This window comes from Pengzhenrongella sp. (assembly GCF_036565025.1).
Classification (GTDB): domain Bacteria; phylum Actinomycetota; class Actinomycetes; order Actinomycetales; family Cellulomonadaceae; genus Pengzhenrongella.
The window spans coordinates 1-15,253 of record NZ_DATCNW010000381.1; the positions used below are offsets into that span (position 1 = coordinate 1).

At 71.5% G+C, this 15,253-nt stretch carries 13 protein-coding genes and 1 pseudogene; 10 read left to right on the forward strand and 4 right to left on the reverse strand.

All coding sequences use genetic code 11. The annotated features are described in order from the left end of the window. Positions 1-135 precede the first annotated feature (135 nt). The 4 genes from VIM26_RS21695 (at position 136) to VIM26_RS21710 (ending at position 5,148) form a co-directional block, all read left to right on the forward strand. A complete protein-coding gene (locus tag VIM26_RS21695) occupies positions 136-972 on the forward strand; it encodes a formate/nitrite transporter family protein (protein WP_331955150.1) in 837 nt (278 codons plus the stop codon). 205 nt (positions 973-1,177) lie between these two features. Further along, a complete protein-coding gene (locus VIM26_RS21700; protein ID WP_331955152.1) occupies positions 1,178-1,816 on the forward strand; it encodes a hypothetical protein in 639 nt (212 codons plus the stop codon). A gap of 86 nt (positions 1,817-1,902) precedes the next feature. Continuing rightward, positions 1,903-3,885 carry an acetate--CoA ligase gene (gene acs / locus VIM26_RS21705; protein ID WP_331955154.1) on the forward strand — a complete coding sequence of 661 codons (1,983 nt, stop codon included), beginning with the start codon at positions 1,903-1,905 and terminating at the stop codon, positions 3,883-3,885. 117 nt (positions 3,886-4,002) lie between these two features. After that, positions 4,003-5,148, forward strand: a complete 1,146-nt coding sequence (locus VIM26_RS21710; protein ID WP_331955156.1) for an alpha/beta hydrolase — start codon at positions 4,003-4,005, stop codon at positions 5,146-5,148. Positions 5,149-5,272: 124 nt separating this feature from the next. Here the strand turns inward: VIM26_RS21710 and VIM26_RS21715 are convergent, their stop codons facing one another. Beyond that, the gene (locus VIM26_RS21715; protein ID WP_331955158.1) at positions 5,273-6,397 is read right to left on the reverse strand and encodes an NAD(P)-binding domain-containing protein; all 1,125 of its coding nucleotides are present in this window, start codon (positions 6,395-6,397) and stop codon (positions 5,273-5,275) included. Between the two features lie 506 nt (positions 6,398-6,903). Between VIM26_RS21715 and VIM26_RS21720 the strand changes: the two are divergent. The 6 genes and pseudogenes from VIM26_RS21720 to VIM26_RS21745 form a co-directional block, all read left to right on the forward strand. Continuing rightward, a pseudogene (locus VIM26_RS21720) lies at positions 6,904-7,080 on the forward strand (MFS transporter); the annotation flags it as partial. A 139-nt stretch (positions 7,081-7,219) separates the two neighbouring features. Next, positions 7,220-7,495: a hypothetical protein gene (locus VIM26_RS21725; protein WP_331955172.1), complete on the forward strand. Its 276-nt coding sequence runs from the start codon at positions 7,220-7,222 to the stop codon at positions 7,493-7,495. After that, positions 7,453-7,668, forward strand: a complete 216-nt coding sequence (locus tag VIM26_RS21730) for a hypothetical protein (RefSeq protein WP_331955174.1) — start codon at positions 7,453-7,455, stop codon at positions 7,666-7,668. Before VIM26_RS21725 ends, VIM26_RS21730 begins: the two co-directional genes overlap by 43 nt. Before the next feature lie 22 nt (positions 7,669-7,690). Next, positions 7,691-8,620, forward strand: coding sequence for a mycothiol synthase (gene mshD / locus VIM26_RS21735; protein ID WP_331955160.1), 930 nt, complete (start codon positions 7,691-7,693; stop codon positions 8,618-8,620). A gap of 101 nt (positions 8,621-8,721) precedes the next feature. Continuing rightward, positions 8,722-10,986 carry an RNA degradosome polyphosphate kinase gene (locus tag VIM26_RS21740; RefSeq protein ID WP_331955162.1) on the forward strand — a complete coding sequence of 755 codons (2,265 nt, stop codon included), beginning with the start codon at positions 8,722-8,724 and terminating at the stop codon, positions 10,984-10,986. Continuing rightward, the gene (locus tag VIM26_RS21745; protein ID WP_331955164.1) at positions 10,983-11,951 is read left to right on the forward strand and encodes an NUDIX hydrolase; all 969 of its coding nucleotides are present in this window, start codon (positions 10,983-10,985) and stop codon (positions 11,949-11,951) included. The genes VIM26_RS21740 and VIM26_RS21745 overlap by 4 nt, the downstream gene beginning before the upstream one ends. Positions 11,952-12,520: 569 nt before the next feature. On the opposite strand, the gene VIM26_RS21750 is transcribed toward VIM26_RS21745, so the two are convergent. The 3 genes from VIM26_RS21750 to VIM26_RS21760 all read right to left on the reverse strand — a co-directional run bounded on the left by VIM26_RS21750 (position 12,521) and on the right by VIM26_RS21760 (position 15,002). Further along, entirely contained in the window at positions 12,521-13,525 is a 1,005-nt protein-coding gene (locus VIM26_RS21750; protein WP_331955166.1) for an inorganic phosphate transporter, read from the reverse strand. 7 nt (positions 13,526-13,532) lie between these two features. Then, the gene (locus VIM26_RS21755) at positions 13,533-14,153 is read right to left on the reverse strand and encodes a DUF47 domain-containing protein (protein WP_331955168.1); all 621 of its coding nucleotides are present in this window, start codon (positions 14,151-14,153) and stop codon (positions 13,533-13,535) included. 249 nt (positions 14,154-14,402) lie between these two features. Further along, complete coding sequence (locus VIM26_RS21760) at positions 14,403-15,002, reverse strand: hypothetical protein (RefSeq protein ID WP_331955170.1); 600 nt, start codon at positions 15,000-15,002, stop codon at positions 14,403-14,405. Positions 15,003-15,253 lie beyond the last annotated feature (251 nt).

Below are 15,253 nucleotides of genomic sequence, written 5' to 3' on the forward strand. Positions count from 1 at the left end.
GTCCTATAGGACGTCAACGCTCGGACGTTGCGGGTAATTGGGCGCGGATCCGCGGGGCATTCTGCTGGACGGATTCGCGGCTTGGTCCTAGGAAGGTCCCACGAGGTGCCCGGTCCGGTGCGGCACAGTTGCGGGGTGCTGACTATCGCTGAGGCCATGGACGAACAGGTTCGCACGGCCGCGAACAAGGTGTCCTACACCCGCCGCCCGATCGCCTACACGGTGCAGGCGGCGCTCGCCGGCGCGTACATCGGGGTGGCCGTGGTGCTCATGGTGACCGCGGCCGGTCCGCTGATGGCCGCCAACTCGCCCTGGACCAAACTCGTCCAGGGCCTCGTCTTCGGGGTCGCGCTCACCCTCGTCGTCGCCGCGGGCGGGGAGCTCGCGACGTCGAACATGATGACGCTCACGCAGGGTGTGATCGGCCGCTCGATCAGCTGGGTCGCGGCGACCCGCACCCTGCTGTTCTCCTTCGTCGGCAACCTCGTCGGGGCCGCCGTGTTCGCCGCGATGGTGCACGCCTCCGGGGTGCTCGCGCCCGAGACGCCCGGCGGGGCGATGATCGCCAAGATGCTGCTCGCGAAGTCGGAGGAGGGTTCCGGTCAGCTCTTCTGGCGCGGCGTGCTCTGCAACATGCTCGTCTGCCTCGCGATCTGGTCCGCGGTGCGGCTGAAGTCCGAGGGCGCCCAGCTGCTCGTGATCTTCTGGTGCCTGCTCGCCTTCATCACCTCGGGCTTCGAGCACGTCGTCGCGAACATGACGACGTTCTCGCTCGGCGTCATCGGCGGCCTGCCGCACGCCGGGCTCGCCGACTTCGGCCACAACCTGCTCGTCGTCGGCCTGGGCAACCTGGTGGGCGGCGCGATCGTCGTCGGAGCCGCCTACGCGACCATCGCCGGACGCCGTGCCAACCTCCCGACCCCCCGCCCCGCGCAAGACGCCGCCACCCCCCTGGCAACCCTCACCCACTGACTCCCAGCCGCGTTCTGCAAACTTCCCGCTGTTCTGCGAACTCCGGGACTTTGCAGAACGCGGCCTTGTTTGCAAAACGCGGCCGGCTCGCGGGGTGCGGCGGGGGCCGTGCAGTCGTAGCGTTTGATCAGTGGTTATGCTGCGGCCGCCGTAGACGCTGACAGGCGACGCCCAACGGACGCCCGTCGCCACGAGAGGAGCACCGATGAGCACCCAGGAGCACGAAGAACCGCGGATCGAGCCCGCAACCGTTCCCGCATCCACCGCGCCGCAGGGCCCGGCCACCGTCGGCGACAGCGCCCCGCACGAGGGCGGAGCGCACCGCGACCGCGAGCGCAGCGACACGTTCCCGGTCCCCACCGGCCCGCACACGACGGGCTTCGGCGGCCACCTGCTCGGCATCGTGGTCGGGCTCGTCGCGACCCTGCTCGCCATCTTCCTCATCGTGCTCGGCCAGTCCCGCATCCTCGCCGGCGGCCTGGGCAAGGACACGGTCAGCCCGGACGCGCTCGGGATCATCCTGGTCACCCTCGGCGCCCTCGTCGCCGCGTGCGTCGTCCTGTTCGGCCTGTGGACCCCCATGGCGCCGTTCACCGGCGGGCTGGTCGCCGTCGTCATCGGCGCCGCCTACCTCTTCGCGCCGGTCGAGGCGCACCGCCAGACCGTGAACATCCTGGCGACCGAGCAGAACCGCGCCAGCGTGCTGAACTCCATCTCCGTGGGCACGACGGGCGGGCTGTTCGTGCTCGGGATCATGCTGCTCGCCGCCGCGATGGCGTTCTCGATCGTGAAGCGCAGGGGCCTCGCGCTCGGCGCCTTCCGCGAACGCAGCCGCGCTTCCTGACCTGCGTCGCGGCGCCGCACTACAGTCTTCAGACAGCGGGTCTGCCACCCGAACTCGTGCACCACTGCCGCTGCGCCGGAGGAACTGTGACCACGGACTCACCTACCTCATCCAGCCTCGAAAACCTCTCCACGGAGGACCGGCGCTTCCCGCCGACGCCCGAGTTCCGGGCGCAGGCCAACGCCCACAAGGAGCTCTACGCGTGGGCAGCGGCCGACCCGGAACATTTCTGGGGTGAGCAGGCCACCGAGCTGATCTCCTGGCACGAACCGTTCACCGAGGTGCTCGACTGGTCGAACGCGCCCGTCGCGCGCTGGTTCGCGGACGGCTCGCTGAACGCCTGCTACAACGCGGTGGACCGGCACGTCGAGGCCGGCGACGGCGACCGCGTGGCGATCCACTTCGAGGGCGAGCCCGGCGACACCCGCACGATCACCTACGCGGACCTCCAGGGCGAGGTCTCGCGGGCCGCGAACGCCCTGCTCGCCCTCGGCGTCGCGACGGGTGACCGGGTCGCGGTGTACCTGCCGATGATCCCCGAGGCCGTCATCGCGATGCTCGCGTGCGCCCGGATCGGCGCGCCGCACTCGGTGGTGTTCGGCGGCTTCTCGGCCGAGGCGCTGCACTCCCGGATCGACGACGCGCAGGCCAAGCTCGTGATCACGGCCGACGGCGGCTACCGCCGGGGCTCGCCGACCGCCCTCAAGCCGGCCGTCGACGAGGCTCTGGCGAAGGGGCCGACGTCGGTCGAGCACGTGCTCGTGGTGCGCCGGACCGGCCAGGACGTGCCGTTCACGCAAGGGCGCGACGTGTGGTGGCACGACGCCCTGGAGGCGGCGTCGGCGGAGCACACCCCGGTCTGGGTCGAGGCCGAGCACCCGCTGTTCATCCTGTACACGTCGGGCACGACCGGGAAGCCCAAGGGCATCTTCCACACCACGGGCGGCTACCTGACCCAGGCCGCGTACACCCACCTCAACGTGTTCGACCTCAAGCCCGCGACGGACGTCTACTGGTGCACGGCCGACGTCGGCTGGGTCACCGGCCACACGTACATCGCCTACGGCCCGCTCGTGAACGGCGCGACGCAGGTGATGTACGAGGGCACCCCGGACACCCCGAAGCGCGACCGCTGGTGGGAGATCGTCGAGAAGTACAAGGTCTCCATCTTGTACACGGCACCCACCGCGATCCGCACCTGCATGAAGTGGGGCGACGAGTTCCCCGGCGGGCACGACCTGTCCTCGCTGCGCGTGCTCGGCAGCGTCGGGGAGCCCATCAACCCGGAGGCCTGGATGTGGTACCGCCGGGTCATCGGCGCGGACCGCACTCCCATCGTCGACACGTGGTGGCAGACCGAGACCGGCGCGATCATGATCTCCCCACTGCCCGGCGCGACGACCCTCAAGCCGGGCGCCGCGCAGGCCCCGCTGCCCGGCATCAGCGCCGACGTCGTGGACGACGAGGGCAAGCCGGTCCCGAACGGGGGCGGCGGCTACCTCGTGCTCTCCCAGCCGTGGCCCGCGATGCTGCGCGGGATCTGGGGCGACATGGAGCGGTACCAGGACACCTACTGGTCGCGCTTCGCCGGCATCTACTTCGCGGGCGACGGCGCCAAGAAGGACGACGACGGCGACATCTGGCTGCTCGGCCGGGTCGACGACGTGATGAACGTGTCCGGGCACCGGCTGAGCACGGCCGAGATCGAGTCGGCCCTGGTCTCGCACCCGTCGGTGGCCGAGGCCGCCGTCGTCGGCGCGAACGACGAGACGACCGGGCAGGTCGTGGTGGCGTTCGTGATCCTGCGCGGGGGAGCGGTCCAGGACGAGGGCACGGTCGAGGAGCTGCGGGCGCACGTCGCGAAGGAGATCGGGCCGATCGCCAAGCCGCGCCGGATCCTCGTGGTGCAGGAGCTGCCCAAGACGCGTTCGGGCAAGATCATGCGGCGCCTGCTCCGGGACATCGCCGAGCATCGCGAGGTCGGTGACGCGACGACCCTCGCGGACTCGTCCGTGATGGACCTCATCGCGCAGGGCTTGGACACGCCGGTCGCCGGCTCCGAGGACTGAAGGCCGGACGGGCCCCTGCTCGGGCAGGACCGACGACCCCCGGTAAACTCTCACCGCCGCAGAAGTGGCTGACGCGCGATCGAGCGCGGGGTGACGGCGCGGGAGGGAGGTCGAGGGATGCTCGAGCCTCGACCCCAGACCGCGTCGATCCTGCCGCACGCCGTGCTCGCCGAGCTGCGCATCGGCGCGGACTGGCTCGGCACCTGGTGGCCGCCGGCGGTGCTCGCCGCGCTCGGCGTCGTGCTGGTCGTGGTGGCTGCGCGGCGCGGCGCGAACCGTTCACGCGGCCGCGGCGAGCGGGCGGTCCGCGCCGCTGGTCCGCTGGGGATCCGGCGTCGCTGGCACGTGGTCGTGGGCGCGGTGCTCACGCTGCTCGTCGCGTCGGGCTTCGCGGTCAACACCTACGCCAGCTACATCCCCAGCGTCTCGGCCGCCTGGTGGCTGCTCACCGGGGACCACCAGCGCTCGATCTCCGGGACCCCCGCCGGGATCGTCACGGGCCGCACGGTCCCGGCGCCGCCCGCACTCGACATCCCGCAATCGACGACGTGGATCTACACCCCGCCCGGCTACGACCCCGCAGGGACCGTGCGGTACCCCGTCGTCTACCTGGTGCACGGCACGCCGGGGGAGTCGGCCAACTGGTTCACCGGCGGGAACGTCGCGCACGTGATGGACGTGCTGATCGCGCACCATCTGGTGCGGCCGATGATCGTCGTCGCGCCGGACGTCAACGGTCGCGAGCAGGACGACACCGAGTGCCTGAACTCCGACCGCGGCGGGTCGCAGGTCGAGACGTACCTGGACGACGTCGTCGTGCCGTGGGTCGATCGGCACTACCCGACGCGTGCGGACTGGCGGCACCGCGTGATCGGCGGGATGTCCGCCGGCGGGTTCTGCGCGATCGATCAGGGCCTGCGCCACCAGGAGCTGTTCGGCGCGATCATCGCGCTCGAGCCGTACAACAACCCGGGCTCGGGCGGGCGCACGATGCTGCGCACCCAGGCGCAGTTCGACGCGCGCTCCCCCGGGCGGTATCTGCCGACCATGCGGTTCGCGCACCCGGTCCCGACGTTCCTCGACATCGGTCAGGAGGCCCGCGGCGGCGACGGCAGCGAGACCGCCACGCTCACCGCCCAGCTGCGCGCCCGCGGCCAGGACGTCCTGTTCCGCGACGAGCCGAACCTGCACCACAACTGGACCATGGCCAGAACAGGCATCCCCTACGGCCTCGTCTTCGTCTCCGCCCACTTCCCGCAGTAGCCCCCAAGTTGTGTCAGTCCCAGCGCACGCCAGGGACCGCGCATCGGCTGACAACTCGAAGTGCCCCACATGTGTCAGTCGCTGCGCGCGCCAGGGACCGCGCTCGGGCTGACGTGGGGCGGGGTCAGAGGGAGAGGTGGCGGCGGAGGTTGCGGACCGCCTCGCGGCCGGCACGGTTGGCGCCGATGGTGCTGGCGCTGGGGCCGTAGCCGACCAGCTGGAGGCGGGGGTCGGCGACGACCTCGGTGCCGTCCATCACGATGCCGCCGCCGCGGGTGCGCAGGCCGAGCGGCGTGAGGTGGTCCAGGCCGGACCGGAAGCCCGTCGCCCACAGCAGCACGTCGGCGCGCAGGTGCTCCGGCGCGGGCGGCACGTCGCGGTCGGCCCACACCATGCCGTCGGGCACGACGCGCTCGAACATCGGCAGCCGAACCAGGATGCCGCGGTCGATGCCGCGCTGGTACTCCTCGGTGAGCGGCAGGCCCGTCACGCCCACCACGCTCTGCGGCGGCAGGCCCGCGCGGGTGCGCTCGTCGACGCGGGCGACGACGGCGCGCCCCCACTCCTCGTCGAACGCGCGGGCGAGGAACTCCGGCGGGCGGCGGGTGACCCAGGTCGTGGTCGTGATGTCCGCGATCTCCAGCAGCAGCTGCACGGCCGACGTGCCCCCGCCCACGACGACGACGTGCCGGCCGAGGAAGTCCCCGGCGGACCGGTAGTCGTGCGTGTGCAGCTGCTCCCCCGCAAAGGTGTCGCGACCGGGGTAGCTCGGCCAGAACGGCTTCTGCCAGGTGCCCGTCGCGTTGATCACCGCACGGGTGAGCCACTGCCCGCGGTCGGTGTCCACCGCGAGCAGCCGGTCCGGGCCGCCGACGTCGCGCACCGCCCGGACCCGGACCGGGCGGGCCACCGGCAGCTCGAACAGGCGCTCGTACTGCGCGAAGTAGCGCGCCACGGCGACCGAGGCCCGCTCGTCGGGGTCGGCCGGCGGCAGGTCCAGCCCGGGCAGCTCGTGCACGCCGTGCGCGTTGCGCATCCGCAGCGAGTCCCACCGGTGCTGCCAGGCACCGCCGGGCGCGGGGGCGTCGTCGAGCACCACGAACCCGCCGGTGAGTGCGCCTGCGGCCGCGGGACGACCCGGTGCACGCGCGGGAAACCCGGTGCGGCGCAGGTGATGGGCGGCGGACAGCCCCGCCTGCCCGGCTCCGATGACGACGACGTCCACGCGTCCGCCAGCTGAGTCCGTCACCGGACAAACCTGCCACGAACGGTGACCGATCCGGAATTACCGGCGACGCAATTCCCTCGCTCGAGGTGCTCCAACCCTTGACAATCTCATATGGTAGCGCTTGTATGGCAGTCAAAATCGAGGCGCGTCACGCGCGTGCACCCACTCGAGCTGCACAGAAGCAGGAGAGCCGACCGTGGACAATCCGGGTCCGAGCACGACGGCGGGCACGACGGCCCCACGCAACGAAATCCCTGACCCGAAGCAATTGCGCAAGACCGTGCTGGCGTCCCCCGTGGGGACGATTGCCGAAGACTACGACTTCTTCATCTACGGCACCGCCTCCGCGCTGGTGTTCCACAAGATCTTCTTCCCGGAGGTGGATCCGCTCGTCGGCACCCTCGCCGCCTTCTCCACCTACGCCGTCGGATTCTTCGCGCGGGCGCTGGGCGGGATTGTCTGGGGTCACATCGGCGACAAGATCGGGCGCAAGAAGGCGCTGGTCTTCACGCTGCTGATCACCTCCGATGGGCACGTTCGCCATCGGGCTGGTGCCCATCTACCAGTCCATCGGCCTGTGGGCCGCGGCCATCCTCGTGCTCGTCCGGCTGATCCAGGGCTTCGGCGTCGGCGGCGAGCAGGGCGGCGCCGTGCTGCTGACCGCGGAGGCGGCCCCGCCGCGGCGCCGGGGGCTGTACGCGGGCTTCGTCCAGATGGGTTCGCCCGCCGCGTACCTGATCCCGACAGGGCTGTTCGCGCTGCTGACCACGCAACTCTCGGACGAGCAGTTCCACGCCTGGGGCTCGCGCATCGGCGTTCCTGCTGAGCGCGATCGTCGTCGCGGTGGGCCTGTACATCCGGCTGCACCTGGACGAGTCCGCGACGTTCAAGGCCGCGAAGGCCGAGCAGGCCCACCAGAAGGCCCCGGTCAAGGTCATCCTGTCCGACCACCGCCGGGTGACGTTCCTGGGCATGGGGTCGAAGGTCGTCGAGGCGGCGGTGTTCCCGTTCTACACGGTCTTCCTGGTGGCGTACTCGAATTATCTCGGGCAGAAGTCCGCGATCGTGCTCGAACGGTGGTCGCCACCGCACTGCTCGTCGCGGGCGGCGGATCGGTGACCGGGGTCGGGATCTACGTCTCGGCCCTGATCGCGATCAGCGTCGTGTGCCTGATCCTGCTGCCGGAGACGGCGCCGGGGGTACGCGGCGGCGCCGAGTACGCGGACTGGCCGGTCACCCGCGAGTCCGGCGAACCGGCCAACCTCCCCGCGGGAGCCCTGCGCCGCACCTGACGCACGTGATGGGATGGCCCGCATGACGCGCCTCGCTCCCCTCGCCCACTCCGGACCGTTGGACCCGGGCACCGCGGACCAGGTCCGCGCCCTGGCGTCGGACGCGCAGGCGGCCGACGGCGTCGCCCCGCTCTCCGAGCAGCCGCTGCTGAGCCTGACGGCCGACGCGCCGATCGTGCACCTGCTCGCTCGCACCGCCGACGACGATGTGCTCGCCGGGTACGCCCAGCTCGACCTGGGCGCGCCCGGTTCGGCGACCGCGGAGCTGGCGGTCGCCCCGCAGGCCCGACGGCGCGGCGTCGGGCGGATGCTGCTGGACGCCGCCCGCGCCATCGCCACGGACGACCGGTCCGGCGACCCGGGCGGGCGCCGGTTCTCGGTATGGGCGCACGGGGACCTGCCCGCCGCGCGCGCGCTGGCCGCGAGCGCCGGCCTCGGCGTCGTGCGCGAGCTGTGGCTGATGAGCCTGGACCTCACGGCGGCCCCCACCAGCACCGCGAGGGCGCCGCACGGCGTCGTCGTGCGCGCGTTCGTGCCCGGGCAGGACGAGGACGCGTGGCGGCGAGCGAACGCGCGGGCGTTCGCGCACCACCCCGAGCAGGGTCGCATCACGCGCGAGGACCTGGCGGCACGGATGGCCGAGCCCTGGTTCGACCCGGCGGGGTTCCTGCTCGCCGAGCGCGACGGCGTGCTGCTCGGCTCGGTGTGGACCAAGGTGCACCCCGCGGGGAGCACGCACGGGCACGTCGGGGAGATCTACGTGGTCGGGGTCGATCCGGACGCCCAGGGGCTCGGGCTCGGCGGTGCGCTCACGCGGCGCGGGCTGGAGTACCTGGCCGGCCGCGGGCTGACCCGGGCGATCCTGTACACGGACGGCGACAACGAGATCGCGATCCGGGCGTACACCCGGGCGGGCTTCGGGCGCGAGGGCGTCGACGTGCAGTTCGGCTGACCGTTGCGACTACCAAAGCGCGCAACAGAGCGCCCAAAGCACACCGAACAATTAGCAGTTGCTGACACCGTCCGTTCACCCAACGGTGGCACGATGGGGCGATGACTGAGCAGTCGCGTCCCCGCTCCGCGCCCGTCAAGGTTCGCACCCCGCCCATCCATGCCGTCGCGGGCCCGGTGCCCGACGTCGCGCACGCGCGCGAGCCCGAGCCCGACGTGCTCGCCGCGCTGGACATTGCCGACCCGCTGCCCGCGGACCGGTTCGCGGACCGCGAGCTCAGCTGGCTCGCGTTCAACCAGCGGGTGCTCGAGCTGGCCGAGGACCCGCACCAGCCGCTGCTCGAGCGGGTGCGGTTCCTGGCGATCTTCGCCTCCAACCTCGACGAGTTCTTCATGGTCCGGGTGGCCGGCCTCAAGCGGCGCATCGCGACCGGGCTCGCGGTGACCGCGGCGTCGGGCCTGAGCCCGCGGCAGGTGCTCGAGGCCATCGGCGAGCGCGCGCACGACCTGATGGACCGCCATGCGCGGGTCTTCGCCGAGCAGGTCCAGCCGGCGCTGGCCGCCGAGGGCATCACGCTCGTGCACTGGGACGAGCTCGCGCCCGCGGAGCACGAACGACTGCACAAGTTCTTCCGCAAGCAGATCTTCCCGGTGCTGACCCCGCTCGCCGTCGACCCGGCGCACCCGTTCCCGTACATCTCCGGGCTCTCGCTCAACCTCGCCGTCGTCGTGCTCAACCCGGTCACCGGCAAGGAGCACTTCGCGCGCGTCAAGGTCCCGCCGCTGCTGCCCCGGTTCATCGCGGTCGACGCCCGCGGGCGGCCGAGCGCGCCGGGCCCGCAGGCCGGCTCGGTGAAGAAGGGCCCGATGTCGTTCGTGCCCGTCGAGGACGTCATCGCCCAGCACCTCGACCACCTGTTCCCCGGCATGGAGGTGCTCGAGCACCACACGTTCCGGGTCACCCGCAACGAGGACGTCGAGGTCGAGGAGGACGACGCCGAGAACCTCCTGCAGGCCATGGAGAAGGAGCTGCTGCGGCGCCGGTTCGGTCCGCCGGTCCGCCTGGAGCTCGCCGAGCAGATCCAGCCGCGCATCCGTGACCTGCTGGTCCGCGAGCTGGGCGTCTCGGAGCACGAGGTGTACGAGCTGCCGGCCCCGCTCGACCTGACCGGCCTGAACCTGATCGCCGACCTGGACCGCAGCGACCTGACCTTCCCGCGCTTCGTGCCGACCACGCACCGCCAGCTGGCCGAGGTCGAGAGCGCCAAGCCGACCGACATCTTCGCCGCGATCCGCGAGAACGACGTCCTGCTGCACCACCCGTACGACTCGTTCTCCACCTCGGTCCAGACGTTCCTCGCGCAGGCCGCCGCCGACCCGGACGTGCTCGCGATCAAGCAGACCCTGTACCGCACGTCGGGCGACTCCCCGATCGTGGACTCCCTGATCGACGCGGCCGAGGCCGGCAAGCAGGTCCTCGCCCTGGTCGAGATCAAGGCGCGGTTCGACGAGCAGGCCAACATCTCCTGGGCCCGCAAGCTCGAGCAGGCGGGCGTGCACGTGGTGTACGGGATCGTCGGGCTCAAGACGCACTGCAAGCTGAGCCTGGTGGTGCGCCAGGAGTCGGACGGGCTGCGCCGGTACTGCCACGTCGGCACCGGCAACTACAACCCGAAGACCGCCCGCCTGTACACCGACCACGGGCTGCTGACCTGCGACCTCGACGTCGGGCAGGACCTCACGCGGCTGTTCAACCAGCTCAGCGGCTACGCCCCGAACACCCGGTTCCACCGGCTGCTCGTCGCGCCGCGCTCGATGCGGTCGGGCCTGATCGAGCGGATCGACCGGGAGGCGGCCGCGCACCTCGCGGGCCGCCCGGCCTGGATCAAGATCAAGGTCAACTCCGTCGTCGACGAGGCGGTCATCGACGCGCTGTACCGGGCGTCCCAGGTGGGCGTGCCGATCGACCTCGTGGTGCGCGGGATCTGCTCGGTGCGCCCGGGCGTGCCCGGGCTGAGCGAGACGATCCGGGTGCGCTCGGTCCTCGGGCGGTTCCTCGAGCACTCGCGCATCTTCGCGTTCGCCGACTCCGAGGGGGACGGCCCGGAGGTCTACATCGGTTCGGCCGACCTCATGCACCGCAACCTGGAGCGCCGCGTCGAGACGCTCATCCGGATCATCAGCCCGGACGAGGTCACCGAGCTGGTGGACCTGAACGACCGCGCGATGGACGACGGAACCTCCTCCTGGCACCTGCAGCCGGACGGCACCTGGGTCCGGCACAGCGTCGACGAGCTGGGCGAGCCGCTGCTCGACCTGCAGGCCTGGCACATCGCACAGCGCCGGCGCCCGGCCCGCACCCGGTGAGCACCAACCCACCGCCCCAGCGACGCGTCGAGGCGGCCGGTGCGGTCGTCTGGCGGGTCGGCGAGCACGCGATCGAGGTGCTGCTCGTGCACCGGCCGCGCTACCAGGACTGGTCCTGGCCCAAGGGAAAGGTCGACCTGGGCGAGGCGTTCCCGACCGCCGCGGTCCGCGAGGTCTACGAGGAGACGGGCCACGCCGTCGTGCTCGGTTCCCCGCTGCCGAGGCTGCACTACCGGCTGGCGGACGGCCGGGCCAAGCGGGTGCACCACTGGGCGGCGCGCGTGGCGGGGCCCGACGACGCCCCGGCCCTGGCGGCCCGGTTGCCGGTCACCCCGGCGTCGACCGACGAGATCGACGACATCGCGTGGATGAGCGTGGAGAAGGCCGAGCAGAGCCTGACCCGCGCAACCGACGCCGGCCCGCTGACCGCGCTGGTCGCGCTGCACGCGAAGGGGCGCCTGGAGACGTCGGCCCTGGTGGTCGCGCGGCACGCGAAGGCCGTGTCCCGGTCGTCCTGGGACGGTGACGAGACCGATCGCCCGCTGACCCCGGTCGGCCGCGCGCAGGCCGTGGCGCTCGTGCCGGTGCTGGCGGCGTTCGGGGTGCGCGACGTGGTGACCAGCGCCTGGGAGCGGTGCACGAGCACGATCGAGCCGTACGCCGAGGCGGCCGGCCTGACCCCGGGCTACTCCGAGCTGACCGAGGCCGAGCACGAACGGTCCCCGAGCCGGGTCGCGGGCGAGGTGCGCCGGCTGCTCGAGACCGGGCACGACGAGGTGGTGTGCACCCACCGCCCGGTGCTGCCCACGGTCCTGGACGTCCTCGGCCAGCACTCCCTGCGCCAGGTGGCCAAGCGCCTGCCGACCAAGGACCCGTTCCTGCGCCCCGGCCACATCCTGGTGGCCCACGTCAACCAGACCCCCGCCGGCCCCCGAGTCCTCGCCACCGAGCTCCACCACCCCTGACCCCGCACCGACGTCAGACCCCCCGCGCGCTCCGGTGCGCACTGGGCTGACTCTCTTGGGGAATGGGCAAGCCCCGAGGGGGTGTCGGGGCGGGGTGTGAGGTCCTGCTCTCCGGTCCGGTCGGGTGCCGTTCCGATCGACGAGTTCGCCGGTTGGATTCGAGTTCGCCGATCGAGACCGACGAATTCGTCGTCGAACCGGCGAACTCGGGCCCGTGCGGCCGACCGCGGAGGCCTGGACGGTGTTGCGGGGTCGGCTCGCGCGGACTTCGCCGGCGAGCTGGGCTCAGCGCACCGAGTGCCGCACCGGAATGGGGCTGGGTGTAGGTCTGGGTGTATCGAACGTGCACCGGGAGGTGCACTCTCGCTACACCCAGCGCTACACCCAGCGCTCGACGCGCACGAACCGAGCACGAGGCGCCGCTGGGCCCACCGGACACAGGGTCGATTCGGGACCGTCAGCCCCAGCGCGCACCAGGGACCGCGCTATGTCTAGATCGAAAGTCGCCATTTCCAGCCCGGAACGGGCCGCCCGCCAGGGCGGAGCATGACTGACAGGTCGGATCGGGGCTAGGAGAGCAAGGGGCGCAGTGCGAAGTACATCAGGGCGGCGACCAGGCCGGCCATCGGGATCGTGAGGACCCAGGCGATCGCGATGTTCTTCGCGACGCCCCAGCGGACGGCCGACAGGCGGCGGGTCGCGCCGACGCCCATGATCGCCGAGGTGATCGTGTGCGTGGTCGAGATCGGGGCCTGGAAGATGAACGCCGTCACGTAGAGCACCGACGCGGCGACGGACTCGGCGACGAAGCCGCGAGCCGGGTCGAGCTCGATGATCTTGCGCCCGAGCGTGCGCATGATGCGCCAGCCGCCGGAGTACGTGCCGAGCGAGATCGCGCTGGCCGAGGCGAGCTTGACCCACAGCGGGATGTCGCTGCCCTCGGGCAGCAGCCCCCCGGCGACCAGCGCCAGGACGATGACGCCCATGGTCTTCTGCGCGTCCTGGAGCCCGTGCCCGAGCGACATCGCGGCGGCCGACGCCGTCTGGGCGAGCCGGAACCGGCGCATCGTCTTGGCCGGCGCCATGGACCGCACGATCCAGAGCACGCCGACCATCAGCACGTACGCCAGCGCGAACCCGACCAGTGGCGACAGCAGCATCGGCAGCACGACCTTGTCGAGGATCACGCTCCAGTGCACCGTCGTCGCGGACGCGATGCCCGCACCGGTCAGGCCACCGATCAGCGCGTGCGTCGAGGACGACGGCAGCCCGAGCCGCCATGTGATGAGGTTCCAGGTGATCGCGCCGATCAGGCCGGCGAGCACGATCGTGAGCCCGTGCACCCCCGCCTCGGGCCCGATGTCGATGATGCCGGAACCGATCGTGACGGCGACCGCGGTGCCGAGGAAGGCGCCGATGAGGTTGAACACCGCCGCCATGATGAGCGCGACGCGGGGGGTCAGCGCGCGGGTCGAGACCGAGGTCGCGATCGCGTTGGCAGCGTCATGGAACCCGTTCGTGTAGTCGAACCCGAGGGCGACGACAACCACGAAGAGGACAAGGAACATCTCCACCGGAGACTCAGGACTCCTTGAGCGCGATGGTCTCGACGGTGTTCGCGACCTTCTCGAACGCGTCGGCCGCGTCCTCGAGACGCTCGACGACCTCCTTGAGCTTCATCAGGTAGATGGGGTCGGAGATCTCGTCGAACATCTGCGCGAGCAGCTTGCGGTGGATCTTGTCGGCCTGGTTCTCCAGGCGGTTCACCTCGACCCAGTACTCGGCGAGGTCCGACATCGAGCGGAGCCGCGGCATGGCGTCCGCGGTCAGCTCTGCGGAGCGCTGCAGGACCTGGATCTGGTCGGAGACCCGGGCCGGCAGCTCGTCGAGCTTGTACAGCACGATGAGGTCGCCGGCCTCCTCCATGTAGTCCATGCAGTCGTCCAGCGCGGAGGCGAGGTTGTAGATGTCGTCCCGGTCGAAGGGCGTCACGAACGTCTGGTTCAGCCGGCGCATGATCGAGTGCGTCGACTCGTCGGCCAGGTGCTCGACGTGCGCGAGCTCCTTGTTCAGCGCCTTGCGCCCCTGCTTGTCGGCGCCGAGCAGCTCGGCGAGCAGGTTCGCCCCGGTCACGAGATGCGCCGCGGAGTCGGCCAGGAGATCAAAGAAGGAGGTATCGCGCGGGGTCAGGCGAAAGCGCACGGGCGGGGCTCCGATGGGGGACGCTGGGGCGAGCACTGACAGCAATCAGGCTCGCATCTAGCCCGCAATATCGAAGATCTCGCGCAGCGCGTCCACAAGGTGGCGGGGGACGCCCTGAGGACGACGCCGGACCGGGAAGCGCCTGTCGGCGCGAAGGCCGCTCGAAGCGGCGATATGTGGAGCCCGGGGCTACCGCGGCCCGACGTCGTCGACCACTGTACCCGAGCAGCCCTACCGCACGCCCGTGACTCAGTCGAGCCGGTCGCGTCTCCAGAGGTCCGCGGCGAGCTCGAGCTCCTCGGCCGTGCGGATCAGCGACGAGGCGCCGCGGGTCAGCCTGCGGGCGCCGACGGGGTCGAGGTCGTCGACGTCGTCGGCGTCGAACGCCGCACCGGTCGCGAGCACGCGGCAGAAGGCCGCGCCCCGCTCGAGTGCGATCGCGAGGTCACCTGCGAAGACGCCCGACAGGACGGCGTCGGCGACCGCGCGCACGTCCTCGGGACCGGGGTGCATCGCGACGCCCGCGACCACTCCGGGCACCTGGGCCGCGACCACCCCGCTGCGGAATCGCTCGGCCACGGTGGCCGGGTCCCGGCGTACCCATTCGCGCAACACGTACAGCCGCCACAACGCACCCGGAAGGGTGCCGGGCGGGCTGTCCGCCCACAGCGCGGCGACGACGTCGAGCCCCTCGGCCTCCACCAGCCGGACCAGCCGCTCGACGACCAGCGGGTCCTCCGAGGCCCGCGCCTGATGCACGATGGCGCCCGCGGTCGTGTGCGCGATCTCCGAGCGCAGCGCCGGGTCGGTGTCCCCGGGCAGCTCGTCGGCCGCCCGCGGATCGAGCATCGCCGGGCGGCGCGGGCGGCGCACGGATCCGTCTGAGTCGGTCATGGCGCTCATTGTCCCAGGGGTGCGTTCATGCATCCGATCGTGCCCGAAGATCCCGGGGTTAGGGTCAATGCCGTTCAGTTGGGCAGGCCCCCACGTTCCCCTCCGAAAGAACAAGCGCGCGGGCTATGCCGCTCAGCGTGTGACAGGTCGCCGTTCTGAGGACAAGAGCTCGCCCTCGAATCGACGTCGACGACCACCTCTCACCC